General features: G+C 39.6%; 19 protein-coding genes. 9 read left to right on the top strand and 10 right to left on the bottom strand.

Annotated features, from left to right (window positions below):
- Positions 1 to 30 precede the first annotated feature (30 nt).
- The gene (gene murJ, locus CWC16_RS05915) at positions 31 to 1569 is read right to left on the bottom strand and encodes a murein biosynthesis integral membrane protein MurJ (protein ID WP_502705071.1); all 1539 of its coding nucleotides are present in this window, start codon (positions 1567 to 1569) and stop codon (positions 31 to 33) included.
- A 294-nt stretch (positions 1570 to 1863) separates the two neighbouring features.
- On the opposite strand from murJ, the gene rpsT reads away from it, so the two are divergent.
- A complete protein-coding gene (rpsT, locus tag CWC16_RS05910) occupies positions 1864 to 2124 on the top strand; it encodes a 30S ribosomal protein S20 (RefSeq protein WP_004588355.1) in 261 nt (86 codons plus the stop codon).
- 70 nt (positions 2125 to 2194) lie between these two features.
- On the opposite strand, the gene CWC16_RS05905 is transcribed toward rpsT, so the two are convergent.
- Complete coding sequence (locus CWC16_RS05905) at positions 2195 to 2578, bottom strand: response regulator (protein ID WP_055015832.1); 384 nt, start codon at positions 2576 to 2578, stop codon at positions 2195 to 2197.
- 102 nt (positions 2579 to 2680) lie between these two features.
- Here CWC16_RS05905 and CWC16_RS05900 point away from each other — a divergent pair, with 102 nt between their 5' ends.
- The 3 genes from CWC16_RS05900 to smrA all read left to right on the top strand — a co-directional run bounded on the left by CWC16_RS05900 (position 2681) and on the right by smrA (position 4180).
- On the top strand, positions 2681 to 3118 hold the full coding sequence (locus tag CWC16_RS05900; protein ID WP_138540857.1) for a hypothetical protein: 438 nt from the start codon (positions 2681 to 2683) through the stop codon (positions 3116 to 3118).
- A gap of 106 nt (positions 3119 to 3224) precedes the next feature.
- Complete coding sequence (locus CWC16_RS20220; RefSeq protein ID WP_138540856.1) at positions 3225 to 3470, top strand: hypothetical protein; 246 nt, start codon at positions 3225 to 3227, stop codon at positions 3468 to 3470.
- A 128-nt stretch (positions 3471 to 3598) separates the two neighbouring features.
- Positions 3599 to 4180 (top strand): DNA endonuclease SmrA, encoded by a 582-nt coding sequence (gene smrA, locus CWC16_RS05890; RefSeq protein ID WP_138540855.1) that lies wholly within the window; start codon positions 3599 to 3601, stop codon positions 4178 to 4180.
- Between the two features lie 137 nt (positions 4181 to 4317).
- Here the strand turns inward: smrA and CWC16_RS19845 are convergent, their stop codons facing one another.
- Positions 4318 to 4458, bottom strand: coding sequence for a hypothetical protein (locus tag CWC16_RS19845; protein ID WP_162838342.1), 141 nt, complete (start codon positions 4456 to 4458; stop codon positions 4318 to 4320).
- 96 nt (positions 4459 to 4554) lie between these two features.
- A complete protein-coding gene (locus tag CWC16_RS05885) occupies positions 4555 to 5472 on the bottom strand; it encodes a 2-hydroxyacid dehydrogenase (protein ID WP_138540854.1) in 918 nt (305 codons plus the stop codon).
- Between the two features lie 161 nt (positions 5473 to 5633).
- Between CWC16_RS05885 and olsF the strand changes: the two genes are divergently transcribed.
- Positions 5634 to 7340: a bifunctional ornithine lipid synthase OlsF gene (gene olsF, locus CWC16_RS05880; RefSeq protein ID WP_138540853.1), complete on the top strand. Its 1707-nt coding sequence runs from the start codon at positions 5634 to 5636 to the stop codon at positions 7338 to 7340.
- A gap of 406 nt (positions 7341 to 7746) precedes the next feature.
- Here the strand turns inward: olsF and dapE are convergent, their stop codons facing one another.
- A complete protein-coding gene (gene dapE / locus CWC16_RS05875) occupies positions 7747 to 8931 on the bottom strand; it encodes a succinyl-diaminopimelate desuccinylase (RefSeq protein WP_138540852.1) in 1185 nt (394 codons plus the stop codon).
- Positions 8932 to 9192: 261 nt separating this feature from the next.
- On the opposite strand from dapE, the gene CWC16_RS05870 reads away from it, so the two are divergent.
- Positions 9193 to 9846 carry an OmpW/AlkL family protein gene (locus CWC16_RS05870; RefSeq protein WP_138540851.1) on the top strand — a complete coding sequence of 218 codons (654 nt, stop codon included), beginning with the start codon at positions 9193 to 9195 and terminating at the stop codon, positions 9844 to 9846.
- Between the two features lie 60 nt (positions 9847 to 9906).
- Here the strand turns inward: CWC16_RS05870 and CWC16_RS05865 are convergent, their stop codons facing one another.
- Positions 9907 to 10443, bottom strand: a complete 537-nt coding sequence (locus tag CWC16_RS05865; protein WP_138540850.1) for a thioesterase family protein — start codon at positions 10441 to 10443, stop codon at positions 9907 to 9909.
- Between the two features lie 103 nt (positions 10444 to 10546).
- Here CWC16_RS05865 and CWC16_RS05860 point away from each other — a divergent pair, with 103 nt between their 5' ends.
- Positions 10547 to 11041 (top strand): hypothetical protein, encoded by a 495-nt coding sequence (locus tag CWC16_RS05860; RefSeq protein ID WP_138540849.1) that lies wholly within the window; start codon positions 10547 to 10549, stop codon positions 11039 to 11041.
- 379 nt (positions 11042 to 11420) lie between these two features.
- Here the strand turns inward: CWC16_RS05860 and tyrR are convergent, their stop codons facing one another.
- The 4 genes from tyrR to bcsE all read right to left on the bottom strand — a co-directional run bounded on the left by tyrR (position 11421) and on the right by bcsE (position 16559).
- Entirely contained in the window at positions 11421 to 12977 is a 1557-nt protein-coding gene (gene tyrR, locus CWC16_RS05855) for a transcriptional regulator TyrR (RefSeq protein WP_055015963.1), read from the bottom strand.
- A gap of 209 nt (positions 12978 to 13186) precedes the next feature.
- Entirely contained in the window at positions 13187 to 14767 is a 1581-nt protein-coding gene (gene bcsG / locus CWC16_RS05850) for a cellulose biosynthesis protein BcsG (RefSeq protein WP_138540848.1), read from the bottom strand.
- Positions 14767 to 14940, bottom strand: coding sequence for a hypothetical protein (locus CWC16_RS19840; protein ID WP_171037630.1), 174 nt, complete (start codon positions 14938 to 14940; stop codon positions 14767 to 14769). Before CWC16_RS19840 ends, bcsG begins: the two co-directional genes overlap by 1 nt.
- The gene (gene bcsE, locus CWC16_RS05845) at positions 14937 to 16559 is read right to left on the bottom strand and encodes a cellulose biosynthesis protein BcsE (RefSeq protein ID WP_138540847.1); all 1623 of its coding nucleotides are present in this window, start codon (positions 16557 to 16559) and stop codon (positions 14937 to 14939) included. The genes CWC16_RS19840 and bcsE overlap by 4 nt, the downstream gene beginning before the upstream one ends.
- 114 nt (positions 16560 to 16673) lie before the next feature.
- Here bcsE and bcsR point away from each other — a divergent pair, with 114 nt between their 5' ends.
- Positions 16674 to 16853, top strand: coding sequence for a BcsR/BcsP family cellulose biosynthesis protein (gene bcsR, locus CWC16_RS05840; protein ID WP_055015960.1), 180 nt, complete (start codon positions 16674 to 16676; stop codon positions 16851 to 16853).
- A 31-nt stretch (positions 16854 to 16884) separates the two neighbouring features.
- Positions 16885 to 17598, top strand: a complete 714-nt coding sequence (gene bcsQ / locus CWC16_RS05835; RefSeq protein ID WP_138540846.1) for a cellulose biosynthesis protein BcsQ — start codon at positions 16885 to 16887, stop codon at positions 17596 to 17598.
- Position 17599: the final 1 nt, after the last annotated feature.

Raw genomic sequence — 17599 nt, 5'->3', positions numbered from 1 at the left:
ACCACAGGGCTGCCGATTATAATCTTTTTTTTAGTTTGATTCAGTAGTTGCTACACTTTTTATCGTATTTAGTCTTACGCCAAGTAAAAACAGCACTGCAAAGTAACTTATTGCAGCAACCAGTAACAGTACAATTAACAACATTATTTGCTCATGAAAGTGCCATGTAGCCCAATAATAACGGCTACTGACATACCAAGTTAGCGCGCCCATGGCTAAGCTTGCCACTATACATTTTATGGTAAAGCGTAGGCTCATAGCAGAAAACTGATACACGTTTTCTTTTTTAAGTTGCCTGTAAAGTAAAAAGGCATTGCAGCTGGCCGACATAGACGTTGCTAAAGCAAGCCCCAAATACCCAATAAATGGGGCTAACATTATATTGAATACCATATTAAGTACCAACGTAATAATTCCAATGCGCACAGGCGTTTTAGTATCCTGGCGCGAGTAAAAACCCGGCGCTAAGACTTTAATAAGCATAAAGCTAACTAACCCTACCGAGTAGGCGACCACCCCTAAACTTACCGCTTTGACATGATCAACATCCGCCTCCTTAAATGCGCCATGATCAAACAGCACAGTAATAATAAGCGGGCTTATAATCATTAACCCGACCATAGCGGGTATGCCTAAAAAGATGACAAAACGCACTCCCCAATCCAGCGTATGCTGAAAATCGCTGCGTTTTTTACTGCTATGTAATTTAGAAAGTGCAGGTAAAATAACAGTGGCAATACCAATACCAAATAAACCAAGTGGAAACTCAATTAATCTATCCGAGTAATAAAGCCATGCGATAGACCCCGTCATTAATAACGAGGCAATCATAGTATCGAGCAGAAGATTAATTTGGCTTATCGACACACCAAATAAGGCCGGCAACATAAGCTTACGCACTTTTTTAACGTTTTCATCTTGCCAAGCCCAGCGCGGGCGCGCCAACATTTTTGCGCGGTATAAAAATGGTAACTGAAACAACAATTGCACCACCCCACCCACAAATACACCAACGGCTAACGCATATGCCCCAACGCTAAATTTGTCGTGCAATAAAATAGCGCAGGTAATAATAGAAACATTAAGTAATACGGGCGTAAAAGCAGCCACTGCAAAGCGATTATATACATTCATTACTGCACCGCTAAGTGCCACTAAACTTACAAATAGCAAATACGGAAAGGTTAATTTTAGTAATGAGCTTGCCAGCACAAATTTTTCTGCATTGGGTCCTCCTTGCCACCAATCAATAAACCAGCCGGTTCCAAACAACGCGGCAATAACAGGTGAGGCAACAACGCCAAAAATAGTTACGCACAGTAAAATAGTGCCCAGCGTACCAGCCGCTTGTGCTACAAATAACTTAACTTTATCATCACCATGGTCTTCTTTAATTTCGCTAAGTACAGGCACAAAAGCCTGAGCAAAAGCCCCCTCTGCAAATAGACGTCGTAAAAAATTGGGAATACGGTTAGCAAATAAAAAAACATCGGCAGCAGCACTTGCACCTAATAAGTTTGCAACAACGGCATCTCGTACTAACCCTAAAATACGCGATATCATTGTCATAGCACTTACAATCATACCGGAGCGAAATAATCCTTTTGACACCTTAAACCTACTTAAAAACCTTTAATTGAGGCAATTATGCCACAGTCTTTTTTATAAATCGCTTTAAAGCACTAGGCTGGGCGTCTGTGCTTTGTTACAATAGCGATATTAACTGCTGAAGCGGCAAATTGATGTTCGTTATAAGGAGCAGTTTTTCTTGAATTGTTAAATTTACATTGACATTCATGATAAAAACAGGCATATTCCACGGCCTTTAATTTAAGCTTTATTTAAGATTGTTAGGAGCAAACCTTGGCTAACATCAAGTCTGCAAAAAAACGCGCTATCACTAGCGAAAAAAACCGTCAGCACAACGCAAGCCGTCGTTCAATGATGCGTACTTACTTCAAAAAAGTAACCGCTGCTATTGAAGCTGGCGATAAAGAAGCTGCACAGCAAGCTTTCTCTGTTGCTACACCTATCCTAGACCGTTACGCAACTAAGGGTCTAATTCATAAAAACAAAGCAGCTCGTCATAAGAGCCGTTTAGCAGCTAAAATTAAAGCGCTATAATTTGTTTTATGATTAAAAAACCGGCTTAGGCCGGTTTTTTTATGTCTACAGTTTAGTCCTTAAAAAATGACTAAACGCTTTCTAGATCGGGATAAAACTTTTTCAACATGGCTGCTATTTTTTTAGGTGTAAATGGCTTTACTACAAACCCTTTAGCACCTTTATCAATGGCTTCTTTCACGTTTTCTACTGCTGAATGGGCCGACACCATCACCACATTAGTCTCAGGGTTAATATTATTAATTTGCGCGATTAACTCTTTACCATCACCATCAGGCAGTTCTATATCTAAAAAAATCATATTGTAATTAGCAGCCTGGCATTCGCTAATACACTGTTTAGCCGTTGAAGCCTCTTTAACGTTTTCTATTCCTAAGTGCATGAGCGTTTGGCTCAAAAAACTACGCACTGTGCTAACATCATCCACTATTAAAATTGATAGCTGCGTATCCATGTATCTTCCTCGTAGGCTAAAAGCATTGTATAAGTTATTATATAACTAGATATTTAATCATTTTATTATAGAGACCTAAGCTCAAAAGGCCAGATTTGCTTTATGTCAAACAATACAAAAAAACAATCATTGCTTGGTAAAACACCACAAAAAAGAAACCCCCCTGTAAAAAAGCCTCGCAATAGGCCGCAAACAGCACCGCAATCTTCAGCTAACCCAATAGCTCCCCCAGCAGAGCAGCCAGTAAAGTCTAAAAAAGGGTTACTTATTGCGTTGGCTATCATTTTTGCTATAGCTATTATTTTTCCAAAACCAACTTTGCTCACCTATAAAAAATTAGGATTAGTAAGCGAAAGTATTTATTGGCCTGGCGTTTTTGGTTATGGCCGTACACTGCTTGACTCAAACTTGCACCCGCAACTAGACGAGAAGCGCAATGCCCTTTATTTATGCGCAGATATGAAGGTGCCGCAAAGCTGTCAAAAGTACCAACTAATAAAAAATAATGGCTTTTTTGCTGCATTGACTAGCTACATTTAGCATTAAAAAAACTAATCTGAAAATTTAAAATTACTTGGTTGAAAGGTGTGCAAAAGATCACCATAATGGCGCTCCTTTTTTCAACAACTGAACTATTGAAACGACCATGCTAAACGAGCTAGATTGGCTTTTAAACACTGTATTACTTGCACTAGGACTAGGTGCATTCTTTATTAATAATATAACAATACTGCGCGTTGCAGCCATTAGTGCGTGTGGACTGTTATTTTTGACTTTTAGCTTGGATTTGATGTCGTCGAGTGTTATTTCGAATATGAGTTTAGTGTTGATCAATACGTTTTATTTGTTCAAAGTGTATACGTTTGGGCAGTTTAATGTAACGCAGAATTAACATTTCCCCTTAGAATATTTTATAGCCCAGCCTTGCTGGGCTTTTTTATTTAAAAAATTAAAAGGCTTGGGGAACAGATTGAACTAAGATAATATTTACCGCGTATTAATCCTCATTTAGGTCTTACTATGTCTTTATCTGATTTTGATTTATTTTTATCTTCTATGGAAGATGTAACACCTATAAACCACGATACTGTAACTCCTCTTGCAAGTAATCCCAGTGTCACCCTTGCACAACAAGAGAAACGCAAAGCTGCTGAACTTAGCCTCGCGAACGATGAAAATTACTTACAAACTGAGCATGTAGAACTATTAGACCCACATGCATTATTAAGCTTTAAAAAAGACGGTGTACAAAGCGCTGTTTTTAAAAACTTACGCTTAGCAAAGTACCAAGTTGATGCCACATTAGACTTACATGGCCAGCTACTTAAAAATGCCCGTACAACATTATTTAACTTTATTACTGATTGCCATCAACGAAACATTCGTGTTGTATTAGTGCGCCATGGTATTGGCATAAAAAATAAAGCGAAGCCCGGTATACTTAAAAGCTATGTTAATAAGTGGCTACAGACGCTACCCGCAGTTTTAGCTTATCATACCGCCCTCAAACATCACGGTGGCAGTGGTGCAACCTACGTATTACTTAAAAAAAGTGATGAGAAAAAACACGAAAACCGAGAGATCCATGCTAAGCGCTATTAACTAGCTTGTTGCTAGATAATTAAAGCAAGCTAAAGCAATTGTAAGGTTATATGAAAGGAGGGATACTCTTGAACATTCAGGCTTAGCCATGAATGAATAAAAAGAGTTCCCTTTTTAGAGCATACTGAAGAGTGTAACTACTCACTTTGCGTTGACTGTGCGTTACCACTTTGAGGTAATTGATCGGCACTCGCTTGGTTTAACCAAGCAGAAACGCCCAACACAATAATAGAAACCACCACTAAACTTAGTTTTACTCCGCCTTGACTTGATTTCATACGTCACTCTTATTATTTTTATTTTGGTGTTTAAATTCTACATTAATTAAAATTACAAATGTTAACAAGGTGTTTTCTAAACCAATTTGTTATCTATTAATAACCTTTTGTTCTATTAACTCGATTGTTTAACTCAAGCCCCCTATTTAAGCGATCAACATTCTCTGCTATTTGTACTGCCACACTATTTAAATCTGATATTGCTGCACAATGCGGGGTAATAGTCACTTTAGTGTGCTGCCAAAATGGGTGTGAACTCGGTAACGGCTCCTCAGTGAACACGTCTAGGGTTGCTGATCTTAGATTATCTGAATCTAAAGCTGATAATAAATCCGACTCAATAATATGCTGCCCTCTTGCTACATTTATTACGCAGGCGTGTTTGGGAAGCTTTGCTAATAATTGTGTATTTATGATGCCTTTCGTCTCGTCAGTTAGTGGCAATAAACACACTAAAAAATCTATTTGAGGTAACATTTCATCAAGCCCTGTTCCAGTGTATAGCTTAACATGCTGACTTTCTTTAGCCGTTTTTGACCATGCGCTTAGCGTAAAGCCATTAATAAGTAGCTTATCTGCGCATGCTTTTGCGAGTTCACCAAACCCCAAAATACCGACATGCTTATATTTGTAACCACGTTTGGGTTTCCAGTTACCTTGCGATTGCTTAACAAAGTACTCTTGTAAGCGTAGCTTTTGAGCTAACACATGAGTTAGTACATACTCTGCCATATCATCAGCTAGTTGTTTATCTACAATACGCACCACATCTATATGCTCATGCAATAGCGACAGGTTAATACTATCCACACCGGCACCAAATGAAGAAACGGCTCTTAAATTTGGCAATTGTTGCCACAAGTCATTTGGGGCATTCCAGGCGAGTACAAACTCTACATTACTGGGGTTTTTACATGATGGCCATTCCTCAATGGTCTCATTTGGTAGCAACTCAGTTAGCCTTGCGATTAACTTTGTATTATCACGCCCTGTAATGGCAACTAAAACTGACATGTAAACTCCTAATAAGCTTAAATAATTTTATGTTTTTCACTGGGTAAATGTACTCTTGGTTATTTACTCTTTAAAAAGTCACACTACTGCAAAGTAAATGTCACACCCTTTTTTTACTCTAAACAGGATGGCGAATAGGCCAAATTGTAAATGAGGTTAATATGATAAGCGTTGATAAAGTAATAGCAGCAAACTTACCACAGTTAGAGAACTCCCCTAAAGTAAAAGGTTTAGTTAAAAAAGGGCTTGGCTACTTATTACATGAACAAGAGTTTGTTGCCTTTGGCGATGCTTACCCTCATCTACAAGGGCTAGAATTTGTTGAACAAGTACTTGATGAACTTGACTTTGATACCCGCTACAAACCAAAGCAAATTGAAAATATACCCAGCGAAGGTAAGTTAGTTATTGTGGCTAACCACCCCATAGGCTCGCTCGACGCACTTGCACTGATAAAGGTACTATCAAGCGTTAGGCAAGACTTAAAAGTGGTTGCCAATCGCATGCTAATGTCGGTCACCCCTATGCATTCATTGCTGTTGCCAGTAGATAATTTATCGGGAACCAGTAAAAAACAAGAACTAAGTAATATACAAAAACACTTAAAAGATGAAGGTGCTTTGTTAATTTTTCCTGCCGGCGAAGTCTCTCGATTAAGCCCTACCGGAATTAAAGATTGCAAGTGGAACAGTGGCTTTTTACGCATGGCTAAAAAAGCAAACAGCCCTATTTTACCTATTTATATAAAAGCTAAAAACAGCCCGCTTTTTTATGGCACCTCAATGATTTACAAGCCGCTTGCGAGCTTATTATTAGTAAAAGAAATGTTTAAGCAGCGACAAAAGTCATTAGAGTTTGAAATTGGCGCTTCCATTCCGCCTGAATCATATTTAATCGAAAATTTAAAAGATAAAGAAATCGTTAACCTCATTCGCAAGCAACTTTATCGCCTTACCACTAAAAAGCCCCTCCCTCTTAAAACCCAAACCCCTATTGCAATACCCGAGTGCCGCAAAGAGCTAAAAAAAGCCATAGAAAGTTGTCAGATATTAGGTAAAACACAAGATGGCATGCATATTCATTTATACCAGTATACTGGGAGCTCAGCGGTGTTTAGAGAGCTTGGGCGACTGAGAGAAATTGCCTTTAGAGCGGTAGGTGAAGGCAGCGGGAAACGCCGCGACATCGACAAATATGATATGGATTATCAACACTTAGTGCTATGGGATCCTACGCAATTAGAATTAGTGGGGGCGTATCGCCTTGCTTGTGCAAAGGAAATAATAAATAAACATGGTCGAGAAGGCTTATACACCGATAGTTTATTTAGTTACACACAAGCAATGAAACCGTATTTAGAGCAAGGTATAGAGCTTGGTCGCAGTTTTGTGCAACCTAAGTATTGGGGGCGAAAAAGCTTAGACTACTTGTGGTATGGTATTGGTGCATTTATTAAAAACTACCCGCAATATCGTTACTTATTTGGCGCAGTTAGCGTCTCTAACGCCTTGCCTGAACAAGCAAAAGCCACGCTCGTGTATTACTATCAACATTATTATAAATCAGAGCAGCACCTCGCCATCCCTAATAACGAGTTTAAATTAAGCGAACAACAACTTACTCAGTGTAAAACTGTTTTTAATGGCAATGATATAAAAGAAGACTTTGTAGAATTAAAACACGTACTGGCCAATATGGGTGCACACGTTCCCACCCTATTTAAACAATATACCGAACTGTGTCAGCCTGGTGGCGTAAAGTTTTTAAGCTTTAGTATCGACCCCGACTTTAACAACTGTATTGATGGGTTAGTGCTGGTAGACTTACAAAACGTAAAAGAAAACAAAGCCAAGCGCTATTTAGGTTAGGGCGTGTTGAACTTTACGGATTGAAATTTGTTCAACCTAGGGGCGATTTAATCGCGGCGCGAGGTTTGTAACCTAGTGGGCTCGATAACTACTCCTGCGTTATTCTAATGACTTACATCCATGTAAGAATAGGTAAAAACCGAGCAAAGCTTCCGCGTCCTGCTCACGCCCCTTACCAACATCCATGTAGGCAACAAAGAGTTTATCGCCCCTAGGCAGAACCCGAAGGGCAGCGCATGTTTGGCATTTATGCTGCGTTATCGCCTATTTATGGGGAATAACCACACTTCATAGGCTCTGCCTTGCCTAAAAACCAAACATACTGCTGCAAACTCAATCATTTAAGATCAACACGCCCTACTCAAACAAACAGCGAGGTAATTCTCGCTGTTTATTTATATAAGGCCTATTTATGGCTAAAAATCCGCGCTAATAAGTCGGTATAAATGGCCTCAATTTTAAGTAAATCATCAACCGGAACATGCTCGTTTACCTGGTGAATGGTACTATTTTTAACTCCGCACTCAATAACTTGGGTATGCTGGTTTGCAAAAAATCGCCCATCAGACGTGCCACCGCTGGTACTTAACATGGGGTAATTTCCTGTTTGCGCATAAATGGTGTGCTCTAACTGCTGTAATAAACTCCACCCGTTTGTTGGTGCTGTATAATAGGGCTCACACGCTCGCTCCCATTCAACATCAAGGTGCTGAGCGTACTCACTCAGTGCCGCTGATATACACTGCTTTATTTTACTGCTTGTATAACCATGGCTATATCGCACATTAAAGGTAATTTCGCATTCACTAGGCACTAAATTATCAACAACATTATTTATATTAATACCAGTCACTTGCAAGGCGGTTTTAGAGCTTGGCTCATCTTCAGGCCATGTTAAATTGCTTAAACAATTTACAATATTACCCGCAATATGCGCTGCATTTATAGTGTTCTGCGGGTAGGCAACATGTCCAGCCTTGCCATGTACTTTTATACGAGAAGATATAGCGCCTCGGCGACCATTTTTAATTGTATCGCCTACGTGTGCAGAACTTGTCGGTTCACCAACAATACAGCCATCAAGTTGTATATTATTTTTTGCTAGGCGCGCGGCTATTACCTCTGAGCCAAATTCTGCCTCGCCTTCCTCATCGGAGGTAATAAGCCAGTAAAAATGCCCTTTTTTATTTTTTGTATCATTTAATAGTGCCTTAGTAGCACCCAACATAGCCGCCACGCCACCTTTCATATCTGCAGCGCCACGCCCATACACGGCATTATTAAAAATATTGCCGGCAAAAGGCGGACTTAACCAGTTGCCCGACTCTGCAGGTACAACATCAATATGCCCAGAAAACGCAACACAGGGCCCTTCTTGCTCAAAATTAATGTAGGCAATTAAATTGGTAACGTCTTCACACATAAACTGCTCACAGTTAAAACCAAGCGCAGCTAACTCATTGTTAAGCCAATCTATGGCACCGCCTTGGTTCGGCGTTACAGATTCAAACCTAATAAGCGTTTGCGTACTTTTGACCACCGCGCTTAAAGGCTTACTTACACTGTTTTGCGATACTTTTGCAACAGACATAACAACACACTCAATAACCATAAGAGAGATTATTAAAGCGCGCTAATATGACCAAATAATGGCAAAGTTAATACAGTGCGATGACTGTTAAATACATAGCAGTGTCAATTAATTAAAATACTTTTTGCAGCAACTTTAATCTAAATCAATAAAAGGATTCACATGCTTCAAACATTTTTGAAACTTTGATCTAGAACAGGTTTTTAACGCTCGGAGGTTGTAATAATAGCGGCAATCAAAAAGTAGTTATTGGAGCACAACATGAAAACCCAAATCAGCATTGCATTACTTACCTCTTTACTTGCTATTACCCCTGCGGCACACGCTAACTTAAGCGTTAATGTTGGCGCTATTAATGTAAATCCAGATAACAGCAGCTCGGCCATTAACGAAGCGCCAACACTGGGCCTTAAAGGCGACTCTGACACGCAGCTAGGTATTACAATCGACTATGCATTTAACGATAAGTGGGTGGTAGAACTTATTGCCGCTACGCCGTTTTCGCACGATGTAAATGGCGCGGGTGGGCTAGCGGGCAATAAGATTGCCGACATAAAACAGCTTCCGCCATCATTGGTTGCGCAATACCACTTTTTAGATACCAGTTACGCGCTACGACCGTTTATTGGTGTAGGGTTAAATTACACCACCTTTTTTGACGAGCAGCCTTCACAAGCGCTAAAAGCAACCCTAGGTACTGATGATGTTGAAGTAAAACTCGATGATTCGTTTGGCTTTATTGCACAAGTAGGCGCTAACTATAAAATCGATCAACATTGGGGGCTACATGCTATGGTATCCATGATTGATATAGATACCGATGCCACTGTGTATGCAAACGGAGCTAAAGCCCTTACATCAACCGTTGAGCTTGACCCAGTCGTTGCTATGTTTGGTGTAAGGTACAACTTTTAGTTAAGTTTGCAGTGCCTATGTTCTATGTGTTTAAGGCCGAAAGGCCTTATTTTATGAAAATTATTTAGGCAGGTTATTCACCTTTTTTTGCTCAAGCATTTCTTTCCAATGCATAATTTCAGCTGGCAAAATAGGCGCCACGCCATCAAACTCGGCTACTTCAAGCATTTCTTCAATAGAAACAATGCCTTTTTTATTTTTAAACACACCACGCACATACGCTATAGCGTGCAGGCCACGCGCAGAATGAAATTTTTGTTCAATGTAAAAATATTTATGATCCCACCCCACCAGCCTAGTACTGATGGTATAACGCTGCATAGGTTTAATATCGCGAATATAAGTGATGGCTGTCGCATTAACTATAGGAAACCAACGGCGCTTCATTACTTGTTTTAGTAAGCCTATTCGCTCAATCATCCAGGTGCGCGACAAGTCCATCATCGCCAAATAACGCGAATTTGTTAGATGCAGGTTTATATCGCAATCTGTGGGTAGTGCTTTGTAATCAATATCTACCGTATCAAGTAACTGTTGGTAGTCACGGTTGCGCTTAATTTTTAAAAATAATAAAAGAAGTCTAATATATAAGTTCACGAGAAGGTCTTACCAGTATAAAGTTAACTCAGTGTAACATAACCACTTGTTAAGGCGAATGTTCCGTTTTACTCTCAAATTATAAATATAAAAAAGTCATAGTATGAAATATAAATTAGCGACACTTTTTACCATCAGTTTATTATGCATTAGCCCCAGCGCACTGGCCGATTTTACAATTAAAGGCTCAGGCGCGGTGAGTTACCCCACAGGCATAGAAAAACCATTTAATTTTGGGTTTGCATGGCAGCAGCAACTGGGTAAATTTACAATAGGAAATAAAAGCTACGATATGTCGCAATTACCTAATTCATACTCGGTGGCAATCACGTTAGCTAAAGATGATAGCCAAGTGTGGGTACAAGAGTTTAATAATGGCTTTATTGAAACGTTTGAATGGCATATAGGTAAACATACTGTCAGTCTAAAAAAGCAGCAATTTAAAGAGCCCGTAAAAGGCAATTACGTGATTGAGCTCAATGGCCGCAGTTACTTTTTTACTCGTAATAACGCAAGCATAGTGATTAATTTTGATGAAAATGGCATAGAAACGATCGCCATTGATGGAGTTACAAAAAACATGGGCACTAAAAACTAGGGCGTGTTGACCTTTGCGGATTGAAATTTGTTCAACCTAGGGGCGATTAAATCGCGGCGCGAGGTTTGTAACCTAGTGGGCTCGATAACTGCTCCTGCGTTATTCTAATGACTTACATCCATGTAAGAATAAGTAAAAACCGAGTAAAGCTGCCGCGCCCTGCTCACGCCCCTTACCTACATCCATGTAGGCAACAAAGAGTTGATCGCCCCTAGGCAGAACCCAAAGGGCAGCGCATGTTTGGTATTTATGCTGCGTTATCGCCTATTTATGGGGAATAACCACACTTCATAGGCTCTGCCTTGCCTAAAAACCAAACATACTGCTGCAAATTCAACCATCAAAGAACAACACGCCCTGGCGCCCAGTAAATCAGCTATTAAACTTTAACAGTTTTGCGATTAATACCATAATCACGCAGTTTATTTGCCACTGCAGTATGACTAAGCCCTAAACGTTTAGCCAATTGCCTTGAACTTGGGTAAGCAGGATACAACTTACGTAATAAAGTTGCTTCAAAACGTTTTACAGCTTGATCTAACGTCCCCTCAAAATCTGACTCTAAATAGCCTAGATCGTGCGTAAATGTGGGCAATTGTAAATGCTCCACACGCAGCTCACTGTCATCGAGTAGCGACACAGCTCGGTAAATCGCATTTTCTAACTGGCGTACATTACCCGGCCACGGGTATTCTTGTAAAAAGCGTAAGCATTCTTGTGATAATAACGGAATAGCATGGCCGTTTTGCTGTGCGTATTTTTGGATAAAGTGCTCGGCTAATGGACCCACATCAGCTTTACGGTCTCTTAGTGGTGCAATCTCTAACGTGAGCACATTAATTCGGTAATATAAATCCTCTCTAAATACGCCCTCTTGTACCATGGCTGGTAAATCTTTTTGTGTGGCTGCAATAATACGTACATTTACTTTTACTTCGTTTTCATCGCCCACTTTTCTAAATGTACCGTCTTGCAAAAAGCGCAGTAGCTTTGTTTGTAACTGTGTAGACATTTCGCCTACTTCATCTAAAAACACAGTACCGCCATCTGCTTGTTCTAATACCCCACGCTTAGGCGCGGTATTTTCTTCATAGCCGGCGTAGCCAAATAATTCAGATTCGGCTACATCATCAGGCAACGATGCACACGATAGAGCGATAAATGGTTTAACCGAACGGTTAGAAGCATAGTGACAAGCACGAGCAAGAAGTTCTTTACCCGTGCCAGTTTCGCCAGTTATTAAAATGGGCGCTTCTAACTGCGACATTTTTCGTGCTTCACGTACAACACGGCGCATAGCAGTACTAAAATTGTGAATAGTTGCAAAGCTTTCTTGCCCATAACGCCTAAAGGCACTGACTTGCTGACCTAATCGGCTTTGCGATTTAATATTTATAACCGCACCAGCTAACACATCACCTTCACCACCTTGCGGGACGGCAATCGGTAAAATATCGGCAATAAAGTCTTCACCGGCCACATCTACACGGGTTGTTTGACCAAGTACTTCTTTGCCTTCTAGCCAGCGTGTAAAATTAAAACCTTTTAGTAGGTTATTAATATTGGCTCCTACCACTTCTTTTTCACTTAGTTGCAAGTCTTTACAGGCGGCATCGTTACACAAACGAACCCACCCTTTTGCGTCAATCGAGATAACTCCATCTGGTAATGCGCGCAGCAGTGTATTGAGCTCGTTATGCTCTCGTTCAGAGGGTAAAAAGGCAGTGGTGCGAACATCATGTACGCCATCAATCAAACGAATAGAAGGCATAATTTTTTGAAATTGCTCAAATTCAATTTCAGGAAAGCTTACATACATACGGCAATTTACCGAATCAACCTCAATCCCTTTTAAATCAACATCGTAGTTAACTAAAATATTTAGGATTTCTTGGGCAATACCTACACGGTCGGCACAATGAATATCTAGACGCATACATCCTCGAATAAGGAAAAACTATATTAGCCGAATAATACGCTAACTGCGTTATTCAATACAGTAAATTGTAAACAAATTTGGACAAGCCCAGATCTTTTTTACTGTAACCTTACACCTGTAAACATCAAACTGTAATAACGTCCAGCTTAAAAGTAAAAACGCAGCGTGTAAGCTGCGTTTTAAAAAGGGGTAATACCTATATGCTATTAGTTTTGCGGGTATGGGGTCCAGTCTCCGCCATCTAATTGGATATAAGGGCGCTTATTAACATACATCATTATTGTATCGGCGTTTTCGGCTACTTTAGGTGCACGAGGCAGCGTATCAACTAAGTCAGCAATATTGCCATTACCTGCAAAAAAGTTTGTGCTAAGCACGCCACTAATTAGCTCCGATAAACCAAAGTAACTTGTTGATTCGCTTACAAGCGTTTGTGAATAGCTTTGTACATTTTTACCAATAAACTTAATCGCCACCGGAACAGATACAATACTTGGGCTTGGTATTTCGCGAAGACCTGCAAATTGCACTTTATCGCCTTTTAAAGCTGCACCGTGTTCTGGTACTATCATTAGCATCACATTACGGCCACGCTTTTCTAAATTTTTAATAAACCCGTTAATGTCGTTAAATAAGTTTTTATGCCTGGTCGGGTAGCTTTCAAGGCTACTCATGCGAGGCTGATTAGCTAATTGGTTGCCATCGTGCAAACTGGTTGTATTATAATACATAGCGCATGGCGCACAGTCTTCACCTTTTTCATTTAGCCATGAATTAAGTACCGCACCGTCTGAATAAATAGGCTTGTTATCAAACCCATATTGAGCAACGGGTAAGTTAGTAATATCGTAAGGCTGCTCATCTATTTTTCCGAACCTTTTAACTAAGCCCTTAAACTCATCAAAGTGACCGTCGTGGTTCATTACAACACTACTCTTATACCCTAAGCTTTCTAAATTTTTAAATAAGTGGCACTGTTCAGGCGCATTCTCAAATAAAGCCGTCTGACTTGTTTGACCACAGCTTGCTCTAAGCAGACGAATTGCAGCCGGTCCAGAGTAAGAAGTAGCCGAGTTAAAATCAGAAAACACCACATCAAAGTCGCTGTATAAATCGTCAAGACTTACACCAATAGTTTCTAAGTCAGCCACTGCCATAGAGCAAATATTTAACACAATAACATCAAATAACTCACCGTTATATTGCTGTGGGAATTGGCTAATTAGTCTACTTTGTTGTTCATAAAACGCTTTTAACTGCTCATCTGGTGATTTTGCTTCTTGTGTTACTACTTGTGCTTGTGCACGAGGCGCAGCTGTTGTTACGTTATTAGCTGCTACTGGCTGGGTCATTAATTCATCTTCACTGTGATTGCTTTGCCAAGCTACAAACATTAACCCAGCAACGGTTACTGTGGTGAAGCGTATCCATTGCGAGCAATACCAAAAACACACCGTAATAACAAACAAAGCCAATAACATGTCAACATTGATAACACGCGCCATCAGCTCCAAAAAGTAGCCAAAACTGAAATCTTGTACATTGCCGGCCTGACGGGTTAAGCGCTCTATTGGTGGCAACCACGAGTCTTTATACAATAAAACGATGGCTATTACCGCGCCTAACCAATGCTTAACTTTATTGAGAAAAGGGTGTGCGTAAGAAATAGCAAAAAAAGCAGCTAACGCCGCATTTGCCAATAAGCTAAAGTCGATCGCACCATAATAAAAAAGTGCAAACTTAACTAAAAAGTAAAGGTTCCATACCCCTAAGCCTGATAATTTCACTATTTACCCTTCTTTATTCTGTTTGGTTTGTAAGGTTCAAGTACTTCATGCTTAAACGTAAGCTGAGCATAGTATTTTTTTAATTTATTCAGTAGTAGCGACCCCGACATACACAAAAATACGCCAACTAGCATCGCTAAAATTGCTGTAATCAATAATTGATTAATACTCATAAGTTACTCTTTAAAGCCATTTTAAACGGCACGGCATCTGCGCGCTCATTTTTAGTAAACTCAGGGGTTTCTATATCTGCTGCAACACTTGCATCAATTGCTTGAGTAAATTTATAGCTTTCATTTTCCGTTAATTGGGCAGAGTAATCCGTTATATCCTGCCCTGCATAGTAACGCCTGAGTTGTTTACATTCTTGCTGAATATAAAAATGATCGGAAATTATATTTTGTTGTGCAAAAAAGTCGTTTGTTTCTAATTTAAATAAGTGTTTTATCGCGTTATTAACATCATTTTCGCGACACGCATGCAAGTACAAGTACACGGTATTTTCTACCAAACTGAAAACGTCACCTTCACGTTTAATATGAAACAAATGCAATGGATGGATGGGGTCAATTCGGGGTAAAAGCTCAAGTTTAACCAACACCCCGCTAACCCCTAGATTTACAGCTGAATCGCTGTGCACTTCAACCTGTTTGGTAAATTCTATAAAAGGTAAGTAGCCTTTCGAAAAGGTATTTTCGGTAAATTGAAGTACATGTTCAATAGAGGGCGGTAAGGGCCTTGAAAACTGAAACCCTTGAATTGACTGAACCTGTGAAAGCAACCTTGAAGGTTCCGAAAAACTATACAAAATAAGGTTAACACCTAAAGTCAAAAATAAGCATTCATCTTGATGGCGGATCACACCATCAACGTTTTGAATCACTAATTTAAGCCAACGACCGCAGTTTTTTCTAAGCTCAAAACATTGCTTAGCAAGCAGAGCTAAATCAGTATAACGCGACACTGCAAACACCAATGTCGCCGCTTCAAGTTTAGGACCTTTTGAAAAAAGCGCGTTGTTGTCTTTTATTATTTTATATTTTGCAGGAAGCTTGGTACCTTCAGGAATCGCCCCTTGCACAATCCACACTTCATCTTCATCTGCAAACACACCTGCAGTTAAAGGTTGTTTTTCAATAATAGTATCTTGCTGGACTTTAAAGTAACCATCCTCAATCATTAAAGGGTACTGCACCGAGGCCAAAATACCCGTACTGTGGTGCCAATAATCGTATTCAAGCACACGCACCGTTGAATCATTCTCAACATAAACTAACCCATCTAAAACATCATTTAACCGCCTGAACAGAAAACGATAGTTAGTTACCTCAGGGCCAGAAACTAAAAATAAAGTAGTCGCCCCCGAATCTCTACTAAAACCCTTAAAGGCATGAATGCTATTTGTCAGTTGCCGCTGATCCACCGAGGCTAAATCCGTCGTGCTAAAGTGCACAATAACTAGCGCTTCGTTTAACTGTTTATAAGCATTTAGCTCTTTTAAAGTATTGTTAATTATTTGTTGTTTAGGCCAATCGCGGGTGTCAGCAGAAAACCTGAATGGGTGCACTTTGTGCTGGTCAAATGCGTGATTTAAAGCATCGCTGTAAGCACCCTCAAAAAATGTTTCTATTTGCGAAGAAACAATATATATATCAGAGGTTGAGGGCTTATTAATTGCATGTAGGGCCAGTTCAGTAGAAAAATGATCTAAAGGGGCTAAAATTGCATATAACGATGCAGGTTTTAGCTCTGTAGCAGCGGGCTGTAAGCCTGAGATGTTAAAGTTTTGCACTGAATTTAGCCTATAAAAAATACTTTTTTACTAGTTTTACCCGCTATTCTATATATAATAGACAAATATTGTCCACTTTAAATAAAAATAATAAACTTTAGCACAAAGGCATCAATGCACAAATTAACAACAAAAAGCTCTGAAACCTTAACATCCAACGACATTGAGAACCTCGCACGACGCTTTGGTGGCAAAAGCGAAGATTACGTTGAAATTGTTAATAAACAGAAAAATAAACAAACAATAAAAAAATACGCATTACTAAACGAAATACACCGTGCGGTAAATGCGTAATGTGTAATTAAAACGACAGGTAAACAACCCTTTGCAAAGAATTTTTCTAAAAGGCATTAAAGGCGGTACTGGCGCTACTTCGATGGTTGCCAACTTAGCCTGCGTATTAAAAAAATCAGGCTCAGATGTGATTGCTATAGATTTAGATTCTAAAAGCGATTTGGGACTGCACTTTGGCCTGCCTTGGAAATACAACCAGGGTTGGAGCAATGAGGAACGTTTTGAGGACGCTTTAGCGCACTTTCATCAAGATAGTGATGGTATTGTATTTTTGCCATTCGGCAACAATTGCGTAAGTCGTGAAGCGTTATTTGAGCTTATTAACAATTGCAATAAACTGGATTATAACAAAGATACTTGGCTTCTATTCGATTGCCCTGCACATGTCGATATTACCCATTACCCCCTAGATAAAAACGACATAGTAATTGAAATAGTCAATTGTGATGCTATTTGTCACAGCTTAATTTACAAAAACCTGCAAACGCTAAAACAGACTGACAACCAGTGGAAACACTTTTTTTTAGTCAATCGTTATAACTCTGCATCAACACTTGAATTTGACCTGTTTTCATTGTGGCAATCTACTTTACCATTTATAGCGCCTTTTTTTATAAACAGTGATGAAGTCATTAAAGAGTCTACAGCCTATCGAAATGTAGCGCTTAACTGTGCGCCTTACAGTGTTGCTAACGATGACTTTGAAACGCTTGCCGGTTGGCTTGTAAGTAAGTCGGCTTTGTAAT

It is taken from the genome of Pseudoalteromonas sp. S3776, assembly GCF_005886915.1.
In the GTDB taxonomy this organism is placed as follows: Bacteria; Pseudomonadota; Gammaproteobacteria; order Enterobacterales; family Alteromonadaceae; genus Pseudoalteromonas.
Note: the sequence above shows the minus strand (reverse complement) of the source record. Positions and strands in the feature narration are given on the sequence as shown.

Bases quoted from the DNA above. Each gene is read 5' to 3' on its own strand.
- murJ (WP_502705071.1), bottom strand. From the start codon at position 1,569: ATGACAATGATATCGCGTATTTTAGGGTTAGTACGAGATGCCGTTGTT.
- CWC16_RS05905 (WP_055015832.1), bottom strand. From the start codon at position 2,578: ATGGATACGCAGCTATCAATTTTAATAGTGGATGATGTTAGCACAGTG.
- CWC16_RS05900 (WP_138540857.1), top strand. From the start codon at position 2,681: ATGTCAAACAATACAAAAAAACAATCATTGCTTGGTAAAACACCACAA.
- CWC16_RS20220 (WP_138540856.1), top strand. From the start codon at position 3,225: ATGCTAAACGAGCTAGATTGGCTTTTAAACACTGTATTACTTGCACTA.
- smrA (WP_138540855.1), top strand. From the start codon at position 3,599: ATGTCTTTATCTGATTTTGATTTATTTTTATCTTCTATGGAAGATGTA.
- CWC16_RS19845 (WP_162838342.1), bottom strand. From the start codon at position 4,458: ATGAAATCAAGTCAAGGCGGAGTAAAACTAAGTTTAGTGGTGGTTTCT.
- CWC16_RS05885 (WP_138540854.1), bottom strand. From the start codon at position 5,472: ATGTCAGTTTTAGTTGCCATTACAGGGCGTGATAATACAAAGTTAATC.
- olsF (WP_138540853.1), top strand. From the start codon at position 5,634: ATGATAAGCGTTGATAAAGTAATAGCAGCAAACTTACCACAGTTAGAG.
- dapE (WP_138540852.1), bottom strand. From the start codon at position 8,931: ATGTCTGTTGCAAAAGTATCGCAAAACAGTGTAAGTAAGCCTTTAAGC.
- CWC16_RS05870 (WP_138540851.1), top strand. From the start codon at position 9,193: ATGAAAACCCAAATCAGCATTGCATTACTTACCTCTTTACTTGCTATT.
- CWC16_RS05860 (WP_138540849.1), top strand. From the start codon at position 10,547: ATGAAATATAAATTAGCGACACTTTTTACCATCAGTTTATTATGCATT.
- tyrR (WP_055015963.1), bottom strand. From the start codon at position 12,977: ATGCGTCTAGATATTCATTGTGCCGACCGTGTAGGTATTGCCCAAGAA.
- CWC16_RS19840 (WP_171037630.1), bottom strand. From the start codon at position 14,940: ATGAGTATTAATCAATTATTGATTACAGCAATTTTAGCGATGCTAGTT.
- bcsR (WP_055015960.1), top strand. From the start codon at position 16,674: ATGCACAAATTAACAACAAAAAGCTCTGAAACCTTAACATCCAACGAC.